The organism is Arthrobacter sp. 'calajunan', assembly GCF_046940185.1.
Lineage (GTDB): Bacteria > Actinomycetota > Actinomycetes > Actinomycetales > Micrococcaceae > Glutamicibacter > Glutamicibacter soli.
Window position 1 is genome coordinate 1 of the sequence record NZ_JBKZDY010000007.1, and the last position, 20,047, is coordinate 20,047.

Here is a 20,047-nt window from a genome sequence, read left to right on the forward strand (position 1 = left end):
GGCCCATTGCGCCGATGGTACTGCACTCGTGAGGGTGTGGGAGAGTAGGTCACCGCCGGACTTAACTTGAGAAGTGGGAGGCTCCAACAGTGTTGGGGCCTTCTGCTGGTTTAACCGGTGGATCCACCTGGCTGGGTGGTCTGGCCGGGACGGCCTGGCTGGGTGGCTGGTGCGGTTGGCTTGGCCGGCCTGGTGGCCGGCGGGGTGGGGGAGTAGAAGCTCCCCCCTTTTTTGTTTAACGGGGAAAGAAGCAACATACCTGAGAACGTTTGGTGAGAGCAGGGCCATACCGCGTAGCGTAGAGACCATGGATACGCTTTTCTACGCGCACCGGGGCAGCTCCCACAAGTTCTCTGAGAACACTCGGGCAGCTTACCTTCAGGCCATCGACGAGGGAGCTGATGGCATAGAGTGTGACGTCCATCTGACCCAGGATGGGATTGTCGTATGCCACCATGATCCGACCGTGGACCGTACCTCGGATTCGACGGGTCTGGTTTCCGGGTTCACGCTGTCCCAGATGAAGGCCATGGACTTCACCGGAGTCATCCCGAACCTGATTCCCGCGGGCTACGGGCAGGAGAATGAACAGCTCCTGAGCCTGGCCGAACTCTTCGAGATCCTCGAGGAACGGGGACAGCCCATTGGCCTGGCCATCGAGATCAAGCATCCCAGCCCGTTCGGGCACTTGCTCGAAGACGGGGTGCTCAAGGTCCTGGCCGACAACCATTTCGATCGTTCTACCGGTACGGCCGGCAGCAAGAACCAGATTGCCGTCACCCTCATGAGCTTCGAACCGGAATCGCTCCGGTACCTCTCCCGCACGGTGAACAAGGAGCTGCTCTGCCAGCTGATCACCGAGGTGGACGCATCGTGGGTGGACGAGCTGGTCTCCACCGGCCAGATGGGGCGCGCAGCGGTGTATGAGGTGCTGTATCGGTCGGTAGCTGAAGGGATCGAGTTCATCGACCAGGGCGGCGCCGGAATCATCGGTCCCGGGGTTGCGTGGACCCGGGCCAATGAGAAAATCGTGCGCGAGTGGCTTGGGCGTGGCCTGACAGCCAGGATCTGGACCGTTGACCGGCCAGCCGACGCGCAATACCTGGTCAACCTCGGCGTAAGCCAACTGACGAGCAACCGGCCTGCTGAACTGCGCAGGGAATTGGAACAGAACTAGGAAACATGAGCACGGCTACAACGCAAGAAAATCTGTATCTGCAGGACACCTATGCTTTTGAAGCCCAAGCGCAGGTGCTTGCCACCGGTGTCGACGAAGACGGAGCGTGGATCGCGCTCAGTCCGAACATCTTCCATCCGCGAGGCGGCGGTCAACCGGAGGACAGCGGGACGGTAAACGGGCACCCGGTCAGCGTGAGCCGCAACCAGGACGGCCTGGTGATCCTCCACGGCGCACCGGAGCTGGAACCGGGCACGCAGGTGTTCAGCTCAATCGACAAGCAGCAGCGCCTGCTGAACGCGGCACTGCACACCGCAGGGCATGTCGTGGGTTTCGCGGGAGAAGACCGCGGCTGGCAGCACAAGGGCCATTCGCATTTTCCCGGACAGTCCCGTTTGGATTTCGACCCGGCCAGCGTGGACCTGCCCTTGGCGGATGACACGCAGCGTGCAGCCGCCAGGGACTGGCTGCAGGAACGCGTGGATGAATTGCTGTCCGGCGGCGGGGCCGTCATATGCACCATGGACGCCGACGGGCTGCGCACCGTGCGCATCGAGGGAATCAACGCCGAACCATGCGGTGGCACCCATGTCAGCCACGTGAGCGAACTGGCGGACGTGGTGATCAAGGAAGCCAAGGTCAAGCGCGGCGTTTACAAGGTCCGGTACGATGCCCGGCACGCGGAGTAGCCGGCTCACCCCCGCGACGAAGATGGGCCTGTCCATCGCCATTGCGACGGGCCTCTACGGAATCTCTTTCGGTGCGTTGTCCATCGCCGCGGGGCTGAACCTCTGGCAGACCGTTACCCTGAGCGCGCTGATGTTCACCGGCGGTTCGCAATTCGCCTTCATCGGGGTGATCTCGGGCGGCGGCGCCGCGTCGGCAGCGTTCTCCGCCGCATCCCTGCTGGGCATCCGCAACGCCGTCTACGGGATGCAGATCAAGCAAGCGCTGCGTCCCCGGGGCAGGCATGTGCCATGGATGGCGCAGGTGACCATCGACGAATCCACCGCCGTCAGCTTGGGGCAGGCCGAGGTGGACGAAAAACGCCGCGGGTTCTTCAGCGCCGGGGTCGGGGTGTATGTCCTGTGGAACTTCTTCACCATTGCCGGGGCGCTGCTCGGAGAGCGCATGGGCGATCCCGCGGCCTGGGGGCTGGACGGGGCAGCGGTGGCGGCGTTCATCGGACTGCTGTGGCCGCGTTTGAAAGCCATGGAGCCGGTGCTCATCGCGCTAGCCGCCGCGGTGGTCACCGCGATCGCGGTTCCGCTGACGAGCCCGGGACTGCCGATCCTCATCACCGCCACCTGCGCCGCGGTCTATGCCCTGACGACCGGACGCCGGAGCAAGCCGGCAACCGAGCACGGAGAGCTGCAGAACGTCCAGGAGGACCGGGCATGAGCGAACTGAGCTGGTGGATCCTTGCAGCCTGCCTGACCGCCTATGCGATCAAGATCTGCGGTTACTTCGTACCGCGCAAGGTCCTGGACTCGCCGACGATGTCCCATGTCGCAGCCACCTTGACCATTGCACTGCTGGCCTCGTTGGTCACCGTGAATGCGTTCACCTCCGGCCAGGAGCTGGTGATCGATGCGCGCATCGGCGCGCTGGCCGCCGCCGTCGTCGCGCTGGTTTTCAAGGCCCCGTATCTGGTGGTGGTGATTGCCGGCGCACTGGCGGCGGTTCTGCTGCGGGCTACCGGATTGGCCGCCTGACACCCCGGCCCGGCCGAGGGGTGCCGTGCAGGCGGATCAATCCGGAGTCCGGGTGGTGCGCCAGTAGCTGTTGATGGCGATGCCCAGAGACACCAGCAGGCAGAGCCCGCCGAAAGCCGCGAACGCGCCGGATAGGCCGGCCAGCGCCGGGGTGATGGCCAAGGCGAAGGCCGCGATGGCCAAGAAAACCAGCAGGAGTATGGTGATCCGCTGCCTCCGCATGACCTGTTCTTCGTGTGTCATTTCCTGCCCCTTCCCGGTAGTTTCCACCGCAAACTGCAAGGAGTAGTGGCTTTGCCGAAGGAAGTGACGCAGTCACCGCATCCTTCTTTCACCATAACAGCGCGGGCGGCTTGCGGACAGGGCACCCGGATCTCCCGGCAGCGGCGCAACACGTTAGGAGTTTCCCCGTGTCCGGTGGGACAGTGGACTCATGATCGTAGCTTTCTCAGTTGCCCCCAGTACCGACAACCCCAACGGCTCCGTGCACGACGCGGTCGCCGAAGCCGTGAAGATCGTCCGGGAATCGGGTCTGCCCAACCGCACCAGCTCCATGTTCACCGAAATCGAGGGTGAATGGGACGAAGTCATGGACGTCGTCAAGCGGGCCACGTTCGCCGCTGGCCAGTTCGGATCCAGGGTGTCCCTGGTTCTGAAGGCGGACATCCGCCCCGGATACACCGGTGAGATCGACGGCAAACTGGAGCGCCTGGAACGCGCCATCGACGCATCCGGGGCGTAGCCGGAGTGCCGGGGCAATTGCCCCGCCATCGCTCCACCCTGCCGCGGCTGTGCATGGGCAAGGTCATTGGCGTGACCCCTGCACTTCCTGGAGCATCAGGAGTACCCTGAACTCGACAGACCTGTACCGGCCGGTCCGGAAAGCCGCCCGCCGATCACCAGCTGATCTGCGAGGCGTTCCCGGGCGCGCCGGAGGGCCGGCTCCTGCGCGGTTCGCCCCAACGGGTGGCCGGTTCGCAGGGGCGGTGTGCTGCATCAGGCAGCCGGGAACGTGAGGAGAACCAGAGACGATGATCCACCATCTGGCAGACCGTGAGAGCCCTGCAGTCGATGACTACTTGAATGTAGCTCTCGGACTGGAAGTTCCGGAGCTGGAAGCCGGGCGAGAGCATGCCCGCAATGCCGGGTTGCCGCGCATCGAAGTGAGCACCGCGCAGGGCAAATTCCTGCAGCTCCTGGTGGAAATCTCCGGCGCAACCCGCGTCCTGGAAATTGGTACGCTCGGCGGCTACTCGACCAGCTGGCTGGCCCGGGGCGTCGGAGCCCGGGGCAAGGTGGTCTCCTGCGAATTCGAGCCGCTGCATGCATCCATCGCGCGCGAGAACCTGAAGCGTGCGGGGCTGTCGGACCGGGTGGAGATCAAGCTCGGCGCCGCGCAGGGGACCCTGGAGCGGCTGATCGGCTCGCGCAGCGCGCCGTTCGACCTGATTTTCATCGACGCCGACAAACGGAACAATGTGGTGTACCTGGAGCGCGCTGTGAGACTGTCCCGCTCCGGAACCGTGCTGGTGCTCGACAACGTCATCAGGGCCGGGAAGATCCTCGACGATCCGGCGCAGCACGGGCTGCAGGAAGCGGATCTGCGAGGGGTGCAGGAGTCGCTGCGCTGGCTGCGTGACGAGCCGCGGGTTTCGGCCACGGCGCTGCAGACCGTCGGGTCCAAGGGATGGGACGGTTTTGCGCTGGCCCGGGTGCTTTAGCTTCGCCGACTAGCTGCGCGAAGATTCGCGGACGTTCAGAAAGTAATTCTCGTCCGCCTCTTCATCGGCTCCCGGTTCGGCGAATGGCGGGGACTTCATGATCAGCAGGTAGGCGGCCAAGCCGCAGAGCAGGCCGACAGCCGCGCCGGCCCAGCCCGCATACTGGGTATCGCGCAGCAAGCCGCCGGCCGCCGGGCCAACGACCATGGGCGCGACATAAAAATAGGACCCCGACGAGGCAGGACCCCAGAAACGCTCCAGCTTGGCCAGGGTGCTGAATCCGATGACCAGGACCAGGCTTCCCAGCAGGATGACCCAGAAACTCGGGGACAGGCTGACCACCACGGTAAGGCTGGCAATCACTCCACCGGTCAGCGCGGCGAACGACTGGTTCCGATGCACGGACTGACCCCTTTTCCATCAATGAGCTGTAGTTATCCGGCCATCATTTCAAAAACCAGCTGCGACCGCAATCGTACTTAAGTAGGAGGGGTGGTGCGTTCCGGGGCTGGGCCGCCGCCCTGTCGTAGGGTTGGTAGCGTGCCTGAACTGAAAGATTATCGAATCCGCGCGGCAACCGCCGCGGATGTGCGCCCGGCGCTGGAAATGAAGCTGGCTGCCTGGCGGCAAGCCTACAGCGGGTTCCGCGGTGAGGAATTCTTCGCCTTCCACGAGGAACAGCTCGAGGCCCAAGTAGCCTGGTGGGAACGCGGCCTGGCCGGCGGCGCCCAGTTCTACATCGCCGAGAACGCCGAAGGGCGGATCATCGGACTGGCCGGCGGGACGCCGGTCATCGACGAGGACCAGGACGCCGGCGTCGAGATCGAGCTGGGCATGCTCTACATCCTGGCCGACTTCTACGGCTCCGGCCTGGGTGCCCATCTGCTCCAGGTGGTGCTGGGCCAGCGTCCGGCGCTGGTCTGGGTGCTGCAGGGCAACGAACGAGCCATCGCCTTCTACCGCAAGCACGGCTTCGAGCTCGACGGCGTCAGCGAGGAGCTCACCGGGTCGTGGAACGGGCTGACCGAGCTGAGGATGGTGCGCCGCAATGGCTAGGGACGCCGCGCCGACGCTCGTGGGAAGCTACCCGATCGACACCGGGCTGGCGGAGATCGAATCCGACCCCTACGGGGCCAACCGCTACATCCTCAAGGTCAACGGGGTGCCCTCCTCGCATGTGGACCTGGACGACCCGGGCTACCTGGACTTCGAGTACATGCGCTGGATGGAGCCGATCTTCCTGACGGGCTACCCGCCGGAGGACTACGACGGCCGCGCCCGCAAGCTGCGGGTGCTGCACCTGGGCGGCGGGGGCTGCTCGATGGCCCGCTGGGTCGCCTCGCGCTACGAGAACGCCCGCCAGGTCGTGGTGGAGCTGGATGCCAAGCTGGCCGAGCTGGTGCGCACCAACTTCCAGGTGCCGCGCGCCCCGCTGGTGCGCCTGCGCGTGGGGGATGCCGGGCAGGTGCTTCCCACGCTGAGCGAGGACAGCCGCGATATCATCATCCGCGACGTGTTCGCCGGCAGCACCACCCCGCGCCAGCTGACCACCGTAGGCTACGCCCGCCAGGCCCAGCGCGTGCTGGACGCGGGCGGGGTGTACATCCTGAATTGCGGCGACACCGCGGACCTGGCCGGGGCGCGGGCCGAGGCAGCCACGCTGCTGTCGGTGTTCAAGCACGTGGCGCTGATCGCCGATCCGCCCATGCTCAAGGGCCGGCGCTACGGGAACATCGTGTTCCTGGCCGGCGACGAGCCGCTGGCCCTGGGCCCGGCCTTCGAACGCAGCCTGCGCACCGCGCCGTTGCCCGCGCAGCTGGTGTCCAACTCGGCCGTCGCGCGGTTCGCCGGCTCCGCGGCACCCATCGAGGACTAGGCTTCCGGCAACCGGTCGCCGCGGCGGTAGCTGGATCCGTCGGCGGCGCGCAGCAGCAGGCCGTGGTCCACGAGGTAGCGACGGATCAGCGCGGTATCCGGGTGGAATACCCGCAGCCGCTCGTTGAGCTGCTCCTCGCGCAGCTGCTCGTCCCCGTCGATGACCGCGTCGCGCAGGTACGCCATGACCTGCAGCCGGTCCGCCGGCTTGGCAGGCAGCGTGTGCAGCTTCGTGCCGGTGAAAAAGCGGTTGATGCCGCTGCGGTCGGCCTTGGCGGCTCCCGCCGCGGCCAGGGTGTCGGCCAGCAGCTGCTCGTTCAGCTCCCAGGTCCCGCCCGCCCCGCGGCGCAGCAAGCCGATCTGCTCCCAGCGGGCCAGGTCCTTGGGCCTGCGGGCCCCTGCCGCTTCCTGCTCGGGGTCCTGCCCGGTGAGCACCTGGCCCAGCAGCTTGCGCATCGCCGGGTTCTTCAGCCCCGCCGCCACCTGGATCCAGGCTCCCGCCGGGGAAGTCCCCGGTGTTTCGTTATGATCTGCCATGCCCCCATGCTAGCGAAGCGGCGCGGGCCCGTCCGGGAACGGCGGCGGCCCGCCCCGAAGGAATCGGGACGGGCCGCCGCGCGTGGCTGGAAGGGGTATGCCTACTTGACCCCGGCCCAGTCCTCGATCAGTCCGATGCCGAAGAACAGCACGAAGGCGGTAGCCACAACCCACATCAGCGGGTGGATTTCCTTCGCGCGGCCCTGGGTGGCGCGGATGAAGACGTAGGAGATGAAGCCTGCGCCGATGCCGTTGGCAATGGAGTAGGTGAACGGCATCAGGGTGAAGGTCAGGAAGGCAGGCAGCGCTACGCCCCAGTCGTTCCAGTCGATCTTGGTGATCTGGGTGATCATCATGAAACCGACAACCACCAGGGCCGGGGCCACTGCCTCGAATGGCACCAGGTAGATCAGCGGGCTGAGGAACATCGCCACGATCATCAGCAGGCCGGTGAAGACCGAGGCCAGGCCGGTGCGGGCGCCCTCGCCGATGCCGGCACCGGATTCGACGAAGATCTGTGCCGAGGAGCTGGAGGTGCCGCCGCCGACGATAGCGCCGGCCGCATCGACCAGCAGCACCTTGTCCACGTTGGGGATCTGGTCGTTCTCATCCACCAGGTCCGCCTCTGCGGCCAGGCCCACCATGGTGCCCATGGCGTCGAAGAAGATGGACAGCAGGATCACGAAGGCCAGCAGCGAGGCGGCCGTCGGGCCGATCTTGGCGAAGGCGCCGAACAGGCTCACCTCGCCGATCAGCGACAGGTCTGGCAGGTGCCAGTCGGGCAGCGAGGGAACCACCAGCGACCAGCCGTTGGTCTCGGACTCGCTGACGTGGAACACTGCCTCGAAGATGTTGGCGACGATCGCGGAGACGACGATGCCGATCAGGATCGCGCCCTTGACCTTGCGGACGACCAGGGTCATGGTCAGCAGCAGGCCGATGATGAAGACCAGGATCGGCCATCCCATCAGCTGGCCGTCGAAGCCCAGGCCCACCGGCACGGTGGTGTGCGCGGCATCCGGGACGCGCTGCACGAAGCCGGCGTTGACCAGGCCGATCAGGGCGATGAACATGCCGATGCCCACGACGATGGCGGTCTTCAGCCCCGCGGGGACCGCGTTGAACACCGCGGTTCTAAACCCGGTGAGCACCAGGATGAACATCACGATGCCGGCGATCACCACCAGACCCATGACGTCGGCCCAGGTCAGTTCCGGGTTGGTGGTCACGGTGATGGCCACGAACGCGTTCACGCCGAGGCCCGTGGCCATGGCGAACGGGCTGCGGGCCCAGATGCCCATGATGATGGTCAGGATGCCGGAGGCCAAGGCGGTCACGGCGGCCACGCGCTGGATCCCCAGCTCGCCGCCGGAGGAGTCGGCGCCGGAGAGCACCAGCGGGTTGAGCACCACGATGTAGCTCATCGCGAAGAACGTGGCGATGCCGCCGCGCAGTTCGGTGGAGAAGGTGGAGCGCCGCTCCGAAATCTTGAAGTAACGGTCAAGGCGTTCGCGCATACTACTGGCAGGCGCTGATTTTGTGGAGGAGGACATAGGAAAATTCTAGGTGCTTTCGGGCTCATTCCAATACCCAATTCGAATCTGAGTAGGCTCTGCGTGAAATCTTTAGATCCAACTCACATGATGGCGCACCAACGAAGTACATTGGGTGTAAGGGGCATCACGCCCACGTGAAACCGGAAGTAGTTGAGGAGCGGGTCTGATGAGTGACGAAGCACCAGTCGCAGCTGAAAAAATCGAAGGCATCGTGGTCGGCGTCGACGGATCGCAGCAGAGCAAGTGCGCACTGCGCTGGGCCGAACGCGAAGCGGTGCGCCGCGGAAGCGTGCTGAACATCGTTTCGGCCTACACCATCCCGGTTTTCGCCGCCTCCTCCATGGATGCGGGCTACTCGACCCTCGACGACGACCTGATCCGCGGCGGCGCCGAGGACATCGTGCGCCAGGCGCGCAAGGAGCTGGAAAACAGCGAGGCCACCATCCGCACCTACATCGAATCCGGCGACCCGTCGGGTGTGCTGCTGGACCTGAGCAAGGACGCCGAGCTCGTGGTGGTCGGCACCCGTGGCCGCGGCGGATTCGTGGGCCGGCTGCTCGGCTCGGTTTCCTCGGCCCTGCCGGCGCACGCCAAGTGCCCGACGGTGGTTGTTCCGCTGGCCGTGGCCAAGGAGCAGGAAGGCGACGCAGCGGCTGCAGCCGCCGCGGCGCGCAAGTCGATCGTGGTCGGCGTCGACGGCTCGGACCGCGCCCGCGCCGCGGTGCTGGCCGCAGCGGACGCCGCCATAGCCAGCGACCTGACCCTTCGCCTGATCTGCGCGGTCGCCCCGGTGGGCGCCGCGCTGGCCTGGATGCCGGCGACGGTGGACCAGGAGGCGGTGCTCGAGGACGTGCGCTACCAGATGAGCGTCGGCGTGGCCTGGCTGTCCTCGCACTACCCGACCCTGAAGATCGAGACCGATGTAATCAGCGGCCCTCCGGTCGAGGTGCTGATCCGTGAATCCGAGCACGCGGTGCTGACCGTGACCGGTTCGCGCGGCCGCGGCGGCTTCGCCGGCATGCTGCTGGGCTCGACCTCCCAGGGCGTACTGCACCACTCCAAGGGCCCGGTCATGGTGGTTCCGGATTCCGACGACCCGCGCCTGGCGGACCGGAAGAACTTCGACACCCGCGCCAACGACTAGCATCCAGGCCGCCGCGCAAGCCTGACGTGCCCCCGGGGAGCGATCCCCGGGGGCACGCTGCTGTCTGCGCCGGAAAACAGCAGAGCACCCGCGGGGACTTCCCTGCGGGTGCTCTGCTGTGGCCTGCTCCTAGTAGCGGGCAGCCTTCGAGTGGAGGTTGTTCACCCAGCTGAGCGGGGTGACCGAGATGCCTGCATTCGGGTTGCGTGCGTGGACCACTTGGCCGTTGCCGATGTAGATGGCCACGTGGTAGAACGAGGATCCTCCGTTTGAGGAGGAGAACACCAGGTCGCCGGGGCGCAGGTTGTTCAGCGACACGTACTGCGGTGCAGCGAAGAACTGCTGGGTCGAAGTGCGCGGCAGGCTGATGCCCGACTTGCCAAATGCCCGCTGGGAGAAGCTGGAGCAATCGAAGGCGTTCGGGCCGTTGGCGCCGTAGACGTAGTACTTGCTGTTGTCACTGGCGGTATTCAGTGCCCAGGAAATTGCAGCGCCGTAGCTGCGTCCGCTGCTCTGGGGAGCAACTTCCTGCTCCTGCTTGGGAGCTTCGGTCTTCTGCGGCTTCGGCTTGGGCTTCGGGGTTTCCTTCGGCTTTTCGGTGGCCTTGGGGGTTTCTTTCGGCTTCTGCGTTGCCTTCGGGGTTTCTTTCGGCTTTTCGGTGGCCTTCGGGGTTTCCTTCGGCTTTTCGGTCGCCTTCGGGGTTTCCTTCGGCTTCTGGGTTTCCTCGGCCTTTGGAGTCTCGGCAGGCTTCTGGGTTTCTTCGACCTGCGGGGTTTCGGTCTTCTGCGGCTTCGGAGCGCTCTCCGGCTCAGGAGCCAAGGTCGGAGTGACGGTATCCACTTCGTCCAGCGGCTGCGCTTCAGGCTTTGGCTTCACGGTTGGCTCGGCGGTCGACTCGTCGACTTCCAGTTCCTGCGGCGCATCCACGGCCAGCGGCTGGATCGTGCCGGTCTGGCTTGGCTTGACGACCGGTTCGTCGTCGGCGCTGAGGGTTTCCTGCAGGGCGGTTTCGCGTTCCGCCTCTTCCTGCTTTTCGACCTGCTTGCGGACCTCGGCTTCTTCCTGGTCCTTCAGGCTTGCCAGGTTGCTGATCAGCTCGTCGCGCAGGTCCTGCTCTGGCTTGATGGCGGCCTGGTAGGTGGCCAAGGTGCTGTTGGCGGTCGACGCGGAGGCATCGTAGTTCGCCGCGGCTTCTTTCGCTGCGCTTTGCGCGGCGTCTGCGTAGGATTCCCAGGAAGAGACCAGAGCCTCGGCCTCGGTGGCCGAATTGACCGACTGGACCTGCTGCTGGCTCAGGGTGTCAATGGTGGCGGCCTTGTAGAAAAGGTCGTTCGAGTCGTCGCTGTTCAACAGGATGCCGAGCGTGGAGTTGCCGGCGCCGTTGCGGTAGATGTCCGAAGCGATGGCGCCCAGATCGGTCTGGCTCTGTTTGAGGTACTGCTTGGCATACTCCAGCTGCTTGACGGCCTTTTCGGCGTCGGCGGTGCGCAGATCGCGCTCCTCGCCTGCGGTCAGCAGCGACTCCTGGGCCTCGGCGGCCGCCGTTTCGGCCTGGAGCAACTCGGCACGGCTGGAGGCCAGCGAAGCTTCCAGGCGCGCGATCATCGCATTGGTGGAGTCCTTGTCCTTCTTGGCTGCCTCGATCTCCGCTGCACTAGGCAGGCCGGAAACCGAACGCTCGGCTGCGATCGACACGGTGGTCGGGAATGACGTAGTGGTTGCTGCTGAAGCGGGTGCTGCTCCGGCAAGGCAGGTGACTGCCAATGCAAGAGTGCTCGCTGCAACGCCGAGCGTGTGGCGGTAAGCCATATCGTTCCTCACTGATTCCAAGAGATGACATTGGGGCAGTTTCAATCCGTGATCATCCAACGCGGTTAGGTCACGATTTGGATAAGCCCCAAATAGCACACTATGCCAACATCGGTACCGTTCGCAACAGTAGTCACACCAGTCACACGAATTACATTGATGGAATTATGAGACTGAAAATGCCTGTGATGTGGAGCGACGTGAAAACGGGGGCTGGGTTCGCGGCCGATGGAAACTCTCGAAGATCACCGGTCCCCTTTGCCAGTTCGTGGTTGACGGGGCCATCGAGTGACGAAAATGTAACGGTCGATCACTGCTGACCGCGACACCGATTTTTTGACCTCTTAAACGTGCGGGCGAAATCCGCCGCGTGACCCGGTTGCGGCGCTCCGCTGACCGCGCGATGAGCCGGGCACGGACCGGGTGACTTGCAAACACAGAAGGGGTTTCTCTGTGAGGTCGGACACCGCCGCTGGGGCGGGTGGCTGCAATCTCACCGTAATTTGTGATGCACATCTCAGAAAGACTTTTTCGGATAATGCGCTCATGACCACCCTAATTCGTGCAGTCTGGCGTCGTCGATGCCGAAGTGGTGGGCTACTTCGTGCATGACCGTAATCTTGATTTCGCGGACAACATCCTCTCGAGTTTCGCAGGCCCGGAGCGTGGGATTTTTGAAGATGGTGATGCGGTCGGGAAGGGCTCCAGCCTCCCATCCCTGATCTCGTTCGGTCAGCGCCACTCCATCGTAAATCCCCAGAATCTCGGTGTTTTCAGGCTCTCCGGGGAGTGGCTCGTACTCGTCTTCAATAAAGAAAGCGACGTTATCCATCATGTCCAGGGCCTGCTGCGGAATGGCGTCAATAGCCTCCTGAACCAGGGCGTCGAACTCGTCGTCGGGCATCTGTAGATCCATGCCTCCAGCCTAGGTCGACGACCCGCTTTTGGGGTGGTTCGAGAGGTCGCGAATGCCGATTTTGCGAAAACAAAAAAGCCCACGTATAGTTATTGGAGTCCGCAGCGGAGACGAAAGAAACCGCAGCTGATATAGGCCCCCATCGTCTAGCGGCCTAGGACACTGCCCTTTCACGGCAGCGGCACGGGTTCGAATCCCGTTGGGGGTACAAGCAACCACTTTGTGGTTGTCAGATGGAGAAATCCATTGGCTTGCGAAAGCAAGGCCCTGTAGCGCAGTTGGTTAGCGCGCCGCCCTGTCACGGCGGAGGTCGCGGGTTCAAGTCCCGTCAGGGTCGCTCAATTTACTAGCAATAGTAAATTAGGTGTCCAAATATTGTGACGCCAGGCTCTGTAGCTCAGTTGGTAGAGCGTTCGACTGAAAATCGAAAGGTCACCGGATCGACGCCGGTCGGAGCCACGCAGGCCCTCGGGTAACCGAGGGTTTTACTGTGTGAATTGGGATTATCCCAAAACACCAGGCCCTGTAGCGCAGTTGGTTAGCGCGCCGCCCTGTCACGGCGGAGGTCGCGGGTTCAAGTCCCGTCAGGGTCGCAGTACATGAAAGCTCCAGTTCAAGCGAACTGGAGCTTTTCCCTTTCCCGGAACGGGCCCGGTTTCGCTTGGGTCCGGTTAGTTGGCCCGGCCCAGCTGGCGCGGGCCGATCCATCGATTGCTCAGGCGCCGGTAGGCCGCCGCGGCCATGGTCATGTCGCCGTCCTCCAGGGCCTGGATTCCGTGCATCAGGTCGTTCACGGATTCATCGGGCCAAACGATGTCCGCAAGCAGCCCGTAATCCAGCTCGATCACCGACTGCGGGTCGAAGGATTCAAGCCAGCCGCCCAGTGACCCCAGTTCTTCGAACAGCGGTGCCTGCGGCGCGTGGGTAGCCATGGTCTGCACCGCCCAGGCCAGGCGCTCGATGGCCTGCTCAAGCGGAACCAGCAACCGAACTGTCCGCAGCCGCTCCCCGACGTAGAGGACCTCGCACTCGTCGTCATCGCGGAACAGCGCGAACCAGCTCAGCGGGATGCCCCAGGTGGAGGTCCGGGTGTGCAGGTGCGTCAGGTCAGCGGCAAGCTTGTCCGTGTCCACGCGCTGCCCGTTCGCGCGGCGGGCGGCCGGCGGGATCAGCAGATCGAAAACTTCGGCGCGCATGGCTTCCTCCGCCTGCTCCGCGGCCAGCAGGCTCCGGGCCTGGATCTGCGAGGGGCAGTACCGGGTATGCTCGGCGCCCTGGTAGTCGAGGATCTTGACGGTGCGGAAGGTTTCCTGCTCGGTGTGGGGGAACGGGTCGGAGACGCCGCGCAGGGTTCGCTCCCACAGCTGCTGGTTCTCCAGTACGTCGAGCTGGTCCGCGCTGCGCCCGGGGGTGTTGATGATAATGGACTGGGCCCAGTCCTCGAACGCGGACAGCGGTTCGTAGACACGCAGGTGCGCGGTCGCTGCCGTCAGGTCGTACAGGGGCCCAGTCATCTTCATTCCCCTAATCTATCCGTTCAGCTCCACAATTACCGGCGCATGGTCGCTCGCGCCCTTGCCTTTGCGCTCTTCGCGATCAATGCTCGCGCCGGTGACCCGCGCGGTGAGGGCCGGCGAGGTCAACGAGAAATCGATGCGCATGCCTTCGCCCTTGGGGAAGCGCAGCTGGGTGTAGTCCCAGTAGGTGAACTGGCCTTCGGTGTGCGGGCGGACGACATCGGTGAATCCGGCGTCCTCGAAGGCCGCGAAGGCCGCGCGTTCGGGAGCAGAAACGTGGGTCAGCTCGTTTTCCAGGAAGAAGTTGATGTCCCAGACATCTTCGTCCTTCGGGGCGATGTTCCAGTCGCCCATGAGCGCAATCTGCGCCTGCGGATCGGCTTCCAGCCAACCGACGGTGTCCTGCTTGAGCGCGTCGAGCCAGCTGAGCTTGTAACCCATGTGCTCGTCATCCAGGGCGCGGCCGTTGGGGACGTAGAGGCTCCAGATGCGCACACCGCCGCACGTCGCGCCGATGGCACGCGGCTCTAGGATCGGGTTCTTGCCGCCCTTGCCGAATTCCGGCTGCCCGGCGAAACCGCGCTGCACGTCATCCAGACCGACGCGCGAGGCAATGGCCACGCCGTTCCACTGGTTCACGCCGCAATGCGCGACTTCGTAGTCGTTGTTCTCGAACAATTCCCACGGGAAATTGTCGTCCTTGCATTTCGTTTCCTGGATGGCCAGGACATCCACGTCGGTGCGGCGCAGCCAGTCCTCAACACGGTCGGCTCGGGCACGCAGCGAATTTACATTCCAAGTCGCAATCTTCACTTCTTCAACCTATCAAGTTTGACCGAGCGAGCCACTTCAATTTACTTGGAAGTCCGAGTATATTCGTCTCTGAAGGTGACCCCAATCACTCAAAGGAGAGGCCCTTGCCTGAGATCCTGACCCAGCGCCGCGGACATCTGGGGCTCATTACCCTGAACCGTCCGAAATCCCTGAACGCACTGAATACGGACATGTGCCGCGCCATCCTGGACGCGCTGCTGCAGTGGCGCGATGATCCGGAGATTGAACACGTGGCTGTTGTCGGGGCCGGCGACCGGGCCTTCTGCGCCGGCGGGGATATCGTCGCCATCTACCAGGACATCCTGGAGCGCAATGGTTCCTCGGAAGAATTCTGGCGGGTCGAATACCAGCTCAATGTCTTGATCGACGAGTACCCCAAGCCGTATATCGCGTTCATGGACGGAATTGTGCTGGGCGGAGGCATCGGCATCTCGGCTCACGGGAGCCATCGCATCGTGACCGAAACGAGCCGGTGCGGCATGCCGGAGGTGGGCATCGGATTCTTCCCGGATGTCGGGGGCACCCACCTGCTATCCCGCGCCCCGCGGGCGGCAGGACGCCTGGCGGCGCTGACCGGCATGAAGTTCGGCGCCGCGGACACCATGGCGCTGGGACTCGCCGATACCTACGTACTGCAAAAGGATCTGGCGGCCCTGCTTGAGGCGCTGCGGACCGAGCCGGTGGACCGCGCGGTGTCGCGCTTCGCGGGAATCCCCGAGGCCGGGTACCTGCACGAAGAGTGGGTCCAGTCCTTCTCCGAGCCGAGCATTCCGGCGGTCGCGGCGGAACTGTCCGAGTTCGAGAACCCACGGGCTGCAGCGGCCCTGGCGGCGCTGGAAGCCGCGTGCCCGAGCTCGGTGCGGCTTGTGGACGAGCTGCTGCGGGACGCCGGGGCCGACTTGCGCGCGGACTTGGCCCGCGAGTTCCGGGCGGCCGTGCATCGGCTCGACGACCCGGATTTCGCTGAGGGCATCCGTGCCGCGGTGATCGACAAGGACCGAAAGCCGCAGTGGAACGAACCGCTGGAAAACCTCAGCCCCGAGCAGCGCACGGCCAGGCATTTCAGACCGCTGGCCGGCTCCGAATTGAATTTCACCCTGATTGACCAGGGACTATGCGAAAAGAGTGGACGATGAGCAATCTGCCAGTTATTGGATTCCTGGGACTAGGGCACATGGGACTGCCCATGGCCATCAATCTTCACCGGGCCGGCTACAAGCTTAAGGGCTTCGATGTCGTCCCTGCGGCGGTGCAGGCCGCGGCGGATGCCGGCATCGAAACGGTCGACAGCGGAGCCGACGCGGCGAAGGACGTCGACATCGTGCTGACCATGTTCCCCTCGGGCCAGCATGTGCTGGACGCCTACCGGAGCTACCTGCTCGACGCCGCGGCGCCGAATACGCTGTTCCTCGAATGCTCTACCATCGATGTCGCTCAGGCCCGCGAAGCGGCTGAGCTGGCCGTCGCCGCCGGGCATCGCAGCGCGGACGCGCCGGTCTCCGGCGGAGTGGTCGGAGCCGAAGCAGGGACCTTGACCTTCATGCTCGGAGCCGAGGCCGCGGACCTGGCGGAGATCACTGCCGTGCTGGAGCATATGGGCAAGCGGATCGTGCACTGTGGCGGCCACGGTTCGGGGCAGGCCGCGAAAATCTGCAACAACATGCTGCTGGGCGTTTCAATGATCGGCGCGGCCGAGGCCTTCGTCCTGGGCGAGCGCCTGGGTCTGGAACACCAAGCGCTCTACGACGTCATTTCCACTGCCTCGGGCCAATGCTGGTCGGTGACCACCAATTGTCCGGTCCCCGGGCCGGTGCCCGCGTCGCCGGCGAACCGCGACTACCAGCCCGGCTTCGCCGCGGCGCTGATGGCCAAGGACCTTGGGCTGGCGTCCAGCGCGCTGGAGCATACCGATACCGATGCGCGAATGGGCGCCCTGGCCGCGGCGCTCTACCGCAAGTTCAGCGACGAGGGAAATGCCGGCACGGACTTCTCGGGAATCATCAACGCGGTGCGCGAAGGAACGTTATAGGAAGTCGCCCGAGGCCCTGCGGAAGCGCGAGAGGATCTGGAACAGCTCCCGCGCATCCGCGACCGGCAGGCCGCTGTCGGCGAACAGCTGCTCGTTGAGATCGTCGCGGGCCGCGGCCAGGACATTCGCCCCCTCGGCGGTCAGTTCAAGCAGCCGGGTGCGGCCGTCGGTGGGATGCTGAATCCGGCGGACTAGGCCGGTGGCTTCCAGCCGGTCCACGGAATTGGTCAGGCTTGTCGCATGCACCTGCAGCAGGCGGCTGGCGTGGGTCATGGGCAGCGAACCTCGCTTGGAGAAGCCGAGCAGCGCGAGCACCTCGAAGCGGGCGAAGGTCAGGCCGTGCGGCCTGAGTATTGAATCCGCGCGCTGAAGAAAGATCGAGGCGGTGCGCATGACTGCGGTAATCGCGGCCATGGAGTCCGCCTCGGCATCCCAGCCATGGGAGACCCACTGGTCGCGGGCCTGGGCAATCGGGTCGCGCGGCAATGGTGACGACATTTTCTACCCCCAAAATAAGACCTAGTCCAACAATATACTTGGACATCCTAAGGTTTGGAAGGAGATCCCGGATGGACCTCATGACCGACATTTCGGCGCAACTCACCCAGTCCGAGCGCGCGCGCCTGGCCCAGGTGCGTGAACTCGCCCAAGACAGGATCCGCAGGCAATCCATCGAGTACTGGAACCGCGAGGACTTCGCTCCCGGGCTGGTGGCGGAGCTCGGCGCCGCGGGCCTGGGCGCGGTGCAGCTGGAGGACTGCTCGCATCTGGCGCGTGGGCTGATTCATGCCGAGCTGGCCCGCGCTGACATCTCCCTCTCCTCGGTGGTGGGAATCCACAATGAACTTGTGCTCGGAATGATCAACGAATTAGGCTCCGAAGCGCAACGCCGAGAGTGGCTGCCGCGTTTGGGCAGGCTTGGGGCATTCGGAGCGTTTGCCATGACCGAGCCGGAGCATGGATCGGACATTGCAGGGGGAATGGCCACCAGCGTGCGCCGGGAAGGCGACGAGTACGTCCTTACCGGGCGCAAGCGCTGGATCGGCATGGGAACCATCGCGGACTTCGCGCTGGTCTGGGCCAGGGAACCGGAATCCGGGGACATCGGCGCCTATCTGGTGGAATCCGGCAGGCGGGGATTCAGCGCCTCCAAGATCGGAAACAAGATCGGCCTGCGCATCATGCAGAATGCCGACATCGAACTGCACGAGGTGCGTATTCCGCTGGAAAACAAGCTTCCCGGAGCCACAGGCTTCGCCGCAGCGAACCACCTGCTCATGCAATCCCGGGCGTGGGTCGGCTGGCAGGCTGCCGGCGCGATGCTGGCGACCCTGGACGTCTGCACGGCCTACGCGGTCAGCCGTGGGCAGTTCGGCAAGCCGCTGGCATCCTTCCAGCTCATCCAGCAGGCCCTTGCCGAAATCGCCGGCAATGCCCGGGCCGGGCTGTCCATGATGGGCGACATCGCGCGCAAGCAGGAGGCGGGAAAGCTGACCATGGCCGATGCAGCGCTGGCCAAGTCGACGGCAACCCGGCTGGCGCGGGATGCGGTGGCCAAGGGCCGTGCACTTCTTGGCGGCAATGGGGTGTCCTCGGAATACGAAATGGCCAAGATCTTCTGCGATGTTGAAATCCTCCATACCTACGAAGGCACCTATGAGATCAATTCGCTCATTGTGGGGCGTGCGTTGACTGGAACGGGCGCCTTCGTCTGATTACATGGGCGCCGCTCGCCGTCTCCTCCCGTTTTGCACGCGCGCCGCGGCTGCCGGCCCTGGAAGATCCGGGGTTGGCAGCCGCTAAAACAAAAACTGAGAAAGTACTTTCCAATACAGAAAGTACTTGTTAGTCTTTTGGTACATCGGAGGAACGGAACCGCGGGAGCAGGATCATGAACAAGATGTCCAATGCCACGTACTCGATCATCATCAGCCTTGCGGGCGTGCTCTTCGCAGCTCTCGCGCTCTTCGCCTACTTCAGCGGCCGCAACGCGCTGATTTTCGTGGGAATGGGAATCTTTTTCGCCGTGACGATGACCATGAGCTCATTGCACGCTCGGCAGCAGGCCGCGGCCCGCGCGGAAGAGCGCGCGTCATGAGCGCCGAAAACAACCTCAACCCGGAACAGCAGCTGGCAGCGCTGGCGCAGGCCCAAGCCGACATGGACCGTGCCGTTGGCTACGGCTCAAGGCTTCTAGGCTGGTACAGCATCATCGTTTCGCTGGTCATCGGCGCCCTCGCTTTCCTGCTGCAGCTGTATCCACCGCAGAAGCACATGGCCGGCTTCATCGTGATCATTGGACTCTACGTGGTGGCGATCCTCGCCGCGTCGCTGGCCTACCGTAAGCTCTACCGTTCGCTTCCGATCGGCGCGTCAAAACGCTACACCTGGGGGTTCACCCTGACCATCGTCTTCTATGCGGCCTCGTTGGCGCTCCTTCCGCAGCAGCTGAGTTCCTGGGCCATCCTAGGACTGATTTGGATCGTTGTATCGGCCCCGCTACTGATTGTGGGAATCGGCATGGTGCGGAAATGACCACGCATGCCCGGAACCGACTCAATGACGACTTCTCCAATCCCGTCCGCCTGTCCATCATGGGCGCGCTGAACATGGTGGAGGAGGCGAATTTCACGTCGCTCAAGGAAGCGCTGGGAATTTCGGATTCTGTGCTGTCCCGCCATCTGAGCGCCCTGGAGGAAAAAGGCCACGTCAAAATCCGCAAGGGATTCGTGGGAAAACGTCCTCGGACCTGGGCCAAGCTGAGCCCCGAAGGGCGCAGTGCCTTCACGGAGCACGTCCAGGCCCTGAAGGAAGTCACCGGCCTGGCCTAGCCGCCGTCATTTCGCGGCGGGCCGTGGTGACCGGGCGGATTTTCCTGCTTGGCTCCACATCCTCCCTGCCGCAGCGATGAGCAACGGCACGGCCAGCACGGCCCAGAAGGGATCGGCTGGAAGGCCGGTCGGGAGGGCGGCCCCTGCGGCCATCGCCGCAGTCCAGGCCAGCCGGCGCGGGACGCGTGCGGCCCCAGCTACCGCTGAGGACTGGATCAAGCTCAGGTTCGAGACGCTCACCGCCCACAGCGCGAAACTCAGAGGGCTTGCCCAAGCCCTGCCCGAGGTGAGCAGCTCCATCCGGCGTAGCCGATGTAGATGCCGAGGAGAATTCCCAGCACCGGCCGCCAACCGGCGGCACCCGCCGTGCGGTGTTCGGATCCAGC

The 20,047-nt window shown here is 64.4% G+C and carries 24 protein-coding genes and 4 tRNA genes; 19 read left to right on the plus strand and 9 right to left on the minus strand.

Translation table 11 applies throughout. The features are described 5' to 3' along the window. Positions 1 to 307 precede the first annotated feature (307 nt). Genes RF641_RS11875 through RF641_RS11890 form a run of 4 tightly spaced genes read left to right on the plus strand, consistent with a single transcriptional unit; the run spans position 308 to position 2,892 of the window. Positions 308 to 1,177 carry a glycerophosphodiester phosphodiesterase gene (locus tag RF641_RS11875; RefSeq protein ID WP_047118193.1) on the plus strand — a complete coding sequence of 290 codons (870 nt, stop codon included), beginning with the start codon at positions 308 to 310 and terminating at the stop codon, positions 1,175 to 1,177. A gap of 5 nt (positions 1,178 to 1,182) precedes the next feature. Next, positions 1,183 to 1,866, plus strand: coding sequence for a hypothetical protein (locus RF641_RS11880; protein ID WP_113607554.1), 684 nt, complete (start codon positions 1,183 to 1,185; stop codon positions 1,864 to 1,866). Beyond that, positions 1,847 to 2,578, plus strand: coding sequence for an AzlC family ABC transporter permease (locus RF641_RS11885; protein ID WP_286163629.1), 732 nt, complete (start codon positions 1,847 to 1,849; stop codon positions 2,576 to 2,578). The genes RF641_RS11880 and RF641_RS11885 overlap by 20 nt, the downstream gene beginning before the upstream one ends. Then, positions 2,575 to 2,892 (plus strand): AzlD domain-containing protein, encoded by a 318-nt coding sequence (locus RF641_RS11890; RefSeq protein WP_047118190.1) that lies wholly within the window; start codon positions 2,575 to 2,577, stop codon positions 2,890 to 2,892. The genes RF641_RS11885 and RF641_RS11890 overlap by 4 nt, the downstream gene beginning before the upstream one ends. 36 nt (positions 2,893 to 2,928) lie before the next feature. On the opposite strand, the gene RF641_RS11895 is transcribed toward RF641_RS11890, so the two are convergent. Then, positions 2,929 to 3,135, minus strand: coding sequence for a hypothetical protein (locus RF641_RS11895; RefSeq protein ID WP_047118189.1), 207 nt, complete (start codon positions 3,133 to 3,135; stop codon positions 2,929 to 2,931). Positions 3,136 to 3,325: 190 nt separating this feature from the next. Between RF641_RS11895 and RF641_RS11900 the strand changes: the two genes are divergently transcribed. Continuing rightward, complete coding sequence (locus RF641_RS11900; protein WP_047118188.1) at positions 3,326 to 3,634, plus strand: thiamine-binding protein; 309 nt, start codon at positions 3,326 to 3,328, stop codon at positions 3,632 to 3,634. Positions 3,635 to 3,923: 289 nt separating this feature from the next. Continuing rightward, a complete protein-coding gene (locus RF641_RS11905) occupies positions 3,924 to 4,613 on the plus strand; it encodes an O-methyltransferase (RefSeq protein ID WP_424573262.1) in 690 nt (229 codons plus the stop codon). A 9-nt stretch (positions 4,614 to 4,622) separates the two neighbouring features. On the opposite strand, the gene RF641_RS11910 is transcribed toward RF641_RS11905, so the two are convergent. Beyond that, entirely contained in the window at positions 4,623 to 5,015 is a 393-nt protein-coding gene (locus RF641_RS11910) for a hypothetical protein (protein WP_047118187.1), read from the minus strand. Between the two features lie 138 nt (positions 5,016 to 5,153). Here RF641_RS11910 and RF641_RS11915 point away from each other — a divergent pair, with 138 nt between their 5' ends. After that, positions 5,154 to 5,669 (plus strand): GNAT family N-acetyltransferase, encoded by a 516-nt coding sequence (locus RF641_RS11915; RefSeq protein ID WP_053797182.1) that lies wholly within the window; start codon positions 5,154 to 5,156, stop codon positions 5,667 to 5,669. Beyond that, positions 5,662 to 6,489, plus strand: coding sequence for a spermidine synthase (locus RF641_RS11920; RefSeq protein WP_047118185.1), 828 nt, complete (start codon positions 5,662 to 5,664; stop codon positions 6,487 to 6,489). Before RF641_RS11915 ends, RF641_RS11920 begins: the two co-directional genes overlap by 8 nt. Here RF641_RS11920 and RF641_RS11925 read toward each other — a convergent pair. Continuing rightward, the gene (locus RF641_RS11925) at positions 6,486 to 7,025 is read right to left on the minus strand and encodes a DUF2087 domain-containing protein (protein WP_424573263.1); all 540 of its coding nucleotides are present in this window, start codon (positions 7,023 to 7,025) and stop codon (positions 6,486 to 6,488) included. The genes RF641_RS11920 and RF641_RS11925 overlap by 4 nt on opposite strands. A 101-nt stretch (positions 7,026 to 7,126) precedes the next feature. Further along, positions 7,127 to 8,578, minus strand: coding sequence for an NCS2 family permease (locus RF641_RS11930; protein ID WP_424573264.1), 1,452 nt, complete (start codon positions 8,576 to 8,578; stop codon positions 7,127 to 7,129). Between the two features lie 169 nt (positions 8,579 to 8,747). Here RF641_RS11930 and RF641_RS11935 point away from each other — a divergent pair, with 169 nt between their 5' ends. Continuing rightward, the gene (locus RF641_RS11935) at positions 8,748 to 9,725 is read left to right on the plus strand and encodes a universal stress protein (RefSeq protein ID WP_113607556.1); all 978 of its coding nucleotides are present in this window, start codon (positions 8,748 to 8,750) and stop codon (positions 9,723 to 9,725) included. Positions 9,726 to 9,854: 129 nt separating this feature from the next. Here the strand turns inward: RF641_RS11935 and RF641_RS11940 are convergent, their stop codons facing one another. Then, positions 9,855 to 11,534 carry an NlpC/P60 family protein gene (locus RF641_RS11940; protein ID WP_424573265.1) on the minus strand — a complete coding sequence of 560 codons (1,680 nt, stop codon included), beginning with the start codon at positions 11,532 to 11,534 and terminating at the stop codon, positions 9,855 to 9,857. A 544-nt stretch (positions 11,535 to 12,078) separates the two neighbouring features. After that, positions 12,079 to 12,450, minus strand: a complete 372-nt coding sequence (locus tag RF641_RS11945) for a metallopeptidase family protein (RefSeq protein WP_161450005.1) — start codon at positions 12,448 to 12,450, stop codon at positions 12,079 to 12,081. 135 nt (positions 12,451 to 12,585) lie between these two features. On the opposite strand from RF641_RS11945, the gene RF641_RS11950 reads away from it, so the two are divergent. The 4 genes from RF641_RS11950 to RF641_RS11965 all read left to right on the plus strand — a co-directional run bounded on the left by RF641_RS11950 (position 12,586) and on the right by RF641_RS11965 (position 13,043). Then, positions 12,586 to 12,658: transfer RNA gene (locus RF641_RS11950), tRNA-Glu, on the plus strand. Positions 12,659 to 12,713: 55 nt separating this feature from the next. After that, positions 12,714 to 12,787: transfer RNA gene (locus RF641_RS11955), tRNA-Asp, on the plus strand. A 49-nt stretch (positions 12,788 to 12,836) separates the two neighbouring features. Continuing rightward, a tRNA-Phe gene (locus RF641_RS11960) sits at positions 12,837 to 12,909 on the plus strand. A 60-nt stretch (positions 12,910 to 12,969) separates the two neighbouring features. After that, positions 12,970 to 13,043, plus strand: a tRNA-Asp gene (locus RF641_RS11965). A 78-nt stretch (positions 13,044 to 13,121) separates the two neighbouring features. Here RF641_RS11965 and RF641_RS11970 read toward each other — a convergent pair. Further along, positions 13,122 to 13,964, minus strand: a complete 843-nt coding sequence (locus RF641_RS11970; RefSeq protein ID WP_424573266.1) for a hypothetical protein — start codon at positions 13,962 to 13,964, stop codon at positions 13,122 to 13,124. Between the two features lie 15 nt (positions 13,965 to 13,979). Next, positions 13,980 to 14,780, minus strand: coding sequence for an exodeoxyribonuclease III (locus RF641_RS11975; protein ID WP_424573267.1), 801 nt, complete (start codon positions 14,778 to 14,780; stop codon positions 13,980 to 13,982). A gap of 104 nt (positions 14,781 to 14,884) precedes the next feature. On the opposite strand from RF641_RS11975, the gene RF641_RS11980 reads away from it, so the two are divergent. Beyond that, positions 14,885 to 15,937 carry a 3-hydroxyisobutyryl-CoA hydrolase gene (locus RF641_RS11980; RefSeq protein WP_424573268.1) on the plus strand — a complete coding sequence of 351 codons (1,053 nt, stop codon included), beginning with the start codon at positions 14,885 to 14,887 and terminating at the stop codon, positions 15,935 to 15,937. Then, on the plus strand, positions 15,934 to 16,830 hold the full coding sequence (gene mmsB / locus RF641_RS11985; protein WP_047118178.1) for a 3-hydroxyisobutyrate dehydrogenase: 897 nt from the start codon (positions 15,934 to 15,936) through the stop codon (positions 16,828 to 16,830). Before RF641_RS11980 ends, mmsB begins: the two co-directional genes overlap by 4 nt. Here mmsB and RF641_RS11990 read toward each other — a convergent pair. Then, positions 16,825 to 17,328 carry a MarR family winged helix-turn-helix transcriptional regulator gene (locus tag RF641_RS11990; protein ID WP_047118177.1) on the minus strand — a complete coding sequence of 168 codons (504 nt, stop codon included), beginning with the start codon at positions 17,326 to 17,328 and terminating at the stop codon, positions 16,825 to 16,827. The genes mmsB and RF641_RS11990 overlap by 6 nt on opposite strands. Positions 17,329 to 17,399: 71 nt before the next feature. Here RF641_RS11990 and RF641_RS11995 point away from each other — a divergent pair, with 71 nt between their 5' ends. The 4 genes from RF641_RS11995 to RF641_RS12010 all read left to right on the plus strand — a co-directional run bounded on the left by RF641_RS11995 (position 17,400) and on the right by RF641_RS12010 (position 19,661). Continuing rightward, the gene (locus RF641_RS11995) at positions 17,400 to 18,545 is read left to right on the plus strand and encodes an acyl-CoA dehydrogenase family protein (protein WP_424573269.1); all 1,146 of its coding nucleotides are present in this window, start codon (positions 17,400 to 17,402) and stop codon (positions 18,543 to 18,545) included. 185 nt (positions 18,546 to 18,730) lie between these two features. Next, a complete protein-coding gene (locus RF641_RS12000; RefSeq protein ID WP_424573270.1) occupies positions 18,731 to 18,928 on the plus strand; it encodes a hypothetical protein in 198 nt (65 codons plus the stop codon). Further along, the gene (locus RF641_RS12005; protein WP_047118175.1) at positions 18,925 to 19,365 is read left to right on the plus strand and encodes a hypothetical protein; all 441 of its coding nucleotides are present in this window, start codon (positions 18,925 to 18,927) and stop codon (positions 19,363 to 19,365) included. The genes RF641_RS12000 and RF641_RS12005 overlap by 4 nt, the downstream gene beginning before the upstream one ends. Then, positions 19,362 to 19,661 carry a winged helix-turn-helix domain-containing protein gene (locus RF641_RS12010; RefSeq protein WP_424573271.1) on the plus strand — a complete coding sequence of 100 codons (300 nt, stop codon included), beginning with the start codon at positions 19,362 to 19,364 and terminating at the stop codon, positions 19,659 to 19,661. Before RF641_RS12005 ends, RF641_RS12010 begins: the two co-directional genes overlap by 4 nt. Positions 19,662 to 20,047: the final 386 nt, after the last annotated feature.

What these genes read in the sequence shown, in the direction of transcription:
- RF641_RS11875 (WP_047118193.1), top strand. Translation starts at nt 308, where the DNA reads ATGGATACGCTTTTCTACGCGCACCGGGGCAGCTCCCACAAGTTCTCT.
- RF641_RS11880 (WP_113607554.1), top strand. Translation starts at nt 1,183, where the DNA reads ATGAGCACGGCTACAACGCAAGAAAATCTGTATCTGCAGGACACCTAT.
- RF641_RS11885 (WP_286163629.1), top strand. Translation starts at nt 1,847, where the DNA reads ATGCCCGGCACGCGGAGTAGCCGGCTCACCCCCGCGACGAAGATGGGC.
- RF641_RS11890 (WP_047118190.1), top strand. Translation starts at nt 2,575, where the DNA reads ATGAGCGAACTGAGCTGGTGGATCCTTGCAGCCTGCCTGACCGCCTAT.
- RF641_RS11895 (WP_047118189.1), bottom strand. Translation starts at nt 3,135, where the DNA reads ATGACACACGAAGAACAGGTCATGCGGAGGCAGCGGATCACCATACTC.
- RF641_RS11900 (WP_047118188.1), top strand. Translation starts at nt 3,326, where the DNA reads ATGATCGTAGCTTTCTCAGTTGCCCCCAGTACCGACAACCCCAACGGC.
- RF641_RS11905 (WP_424573262.1), top strand. Translation starts at nt 3,924, where the DNA reads ATGATCCACCATCTGGCAGACCGTGAGAGCCCTGCAGTCGATGACTAC.
- RF641_RS11920 (WP_047118185.1), top strand. Translation starts at nt 5,662, where the DNA reads ATGGCTAGGGACGCCGCGCCGACGCTCGTGGGAAGCTACCCGATCGAC.
- RF641_RS11925 (WP_424573263.1), bottom strand. Translation starts at nt 7,025, where the DNA reads ATGGCAGATCATAACGAAACACCGGGGACTTCCCCGGCGGGAGCCTGG.
- RF641_RS11930 (WP_424573264.1), bottom strand. Translation starts at nt 8,578, where the DNA reads ATGTCCTCCTCCACAAAATCAGCGCCTGCCAGTAGTATGCGCGAACGC.
- RF641_RS11935 (WP_113607556.1), top strand. Translation starts at nt 8,748, where the DNA reads ATGAGTGACGAAGCACCAGTCGCAGCTGAAAAAATCGAAGGCATCGTG.
- RF641_RS11940 (WP_424573265.1), bottom strand. Translation starts at nt 11,534, where the DNA reads ATGGCTTACCGCCACACGCTCGGCGTTGCAGCGAGCACTCTTGCATTG.
- RF641_RS11945 (WP_161450005.1), bottom strand. Translation starts at nt 12,450, where the DNA reads ATGGATCTACAGATGCCCGACGACGAGTTCGACGCCCTGGTTCAGGAG.
- RF641_RS11970 (WP_424573266.1), bottom strand. Translation starts at nt 13,964, where the DNA reads ATGACTGGGCCCCTGTACGACCTGACGGCAGCGACCGCGCACCTGCGT.
- mmsB (WP_047118178.1), top strand. Translation starts at nt 15,934, where the DNA reads ATGAGCAATCTGCCAGTTATTGGATTCCTGGGACTAGGGCACATGGGA.
- RF641_RS11990 (WP_047118177.1), bottom strand. Translation starts at nt 17,328, where the DNA reads ATGTCGTCACCATTGCCGCGCGACCCGATTGCCCAGGCCCGCGACCAG.
- RF641_RS11995 (WP_424573269.1), top strand. Translation starts at nt 17,400, where the DNA reads ATGGACCTCATGACCGACATTTCGGCGCAACTCACCCAGTCCGAGCGC.
- RF641_RS12000 (WP_424573270.1), top strand. Translation starts at nt 18,731, where the DNA reads ATGTCCAATGCCACGTACTCGATCATCATCAGCCTTGCGGGCGTGCTC.
- RF641_RS12005 (WP_047118175.1), top strand. Translation starts at nt 18,925, where the DNA reads ATGAGCGCCGAAAACAACCTCAACCCGGAACAGCAGCTGGCAGCGCTG.
- RF641_RS12010 (WP_424573271.1), top strand. Translation starts at nt 19,362, where the DNA reads ATGACCACGCATGCCCGGAACCGACTCAATGACGACTTCTCCAATCCC.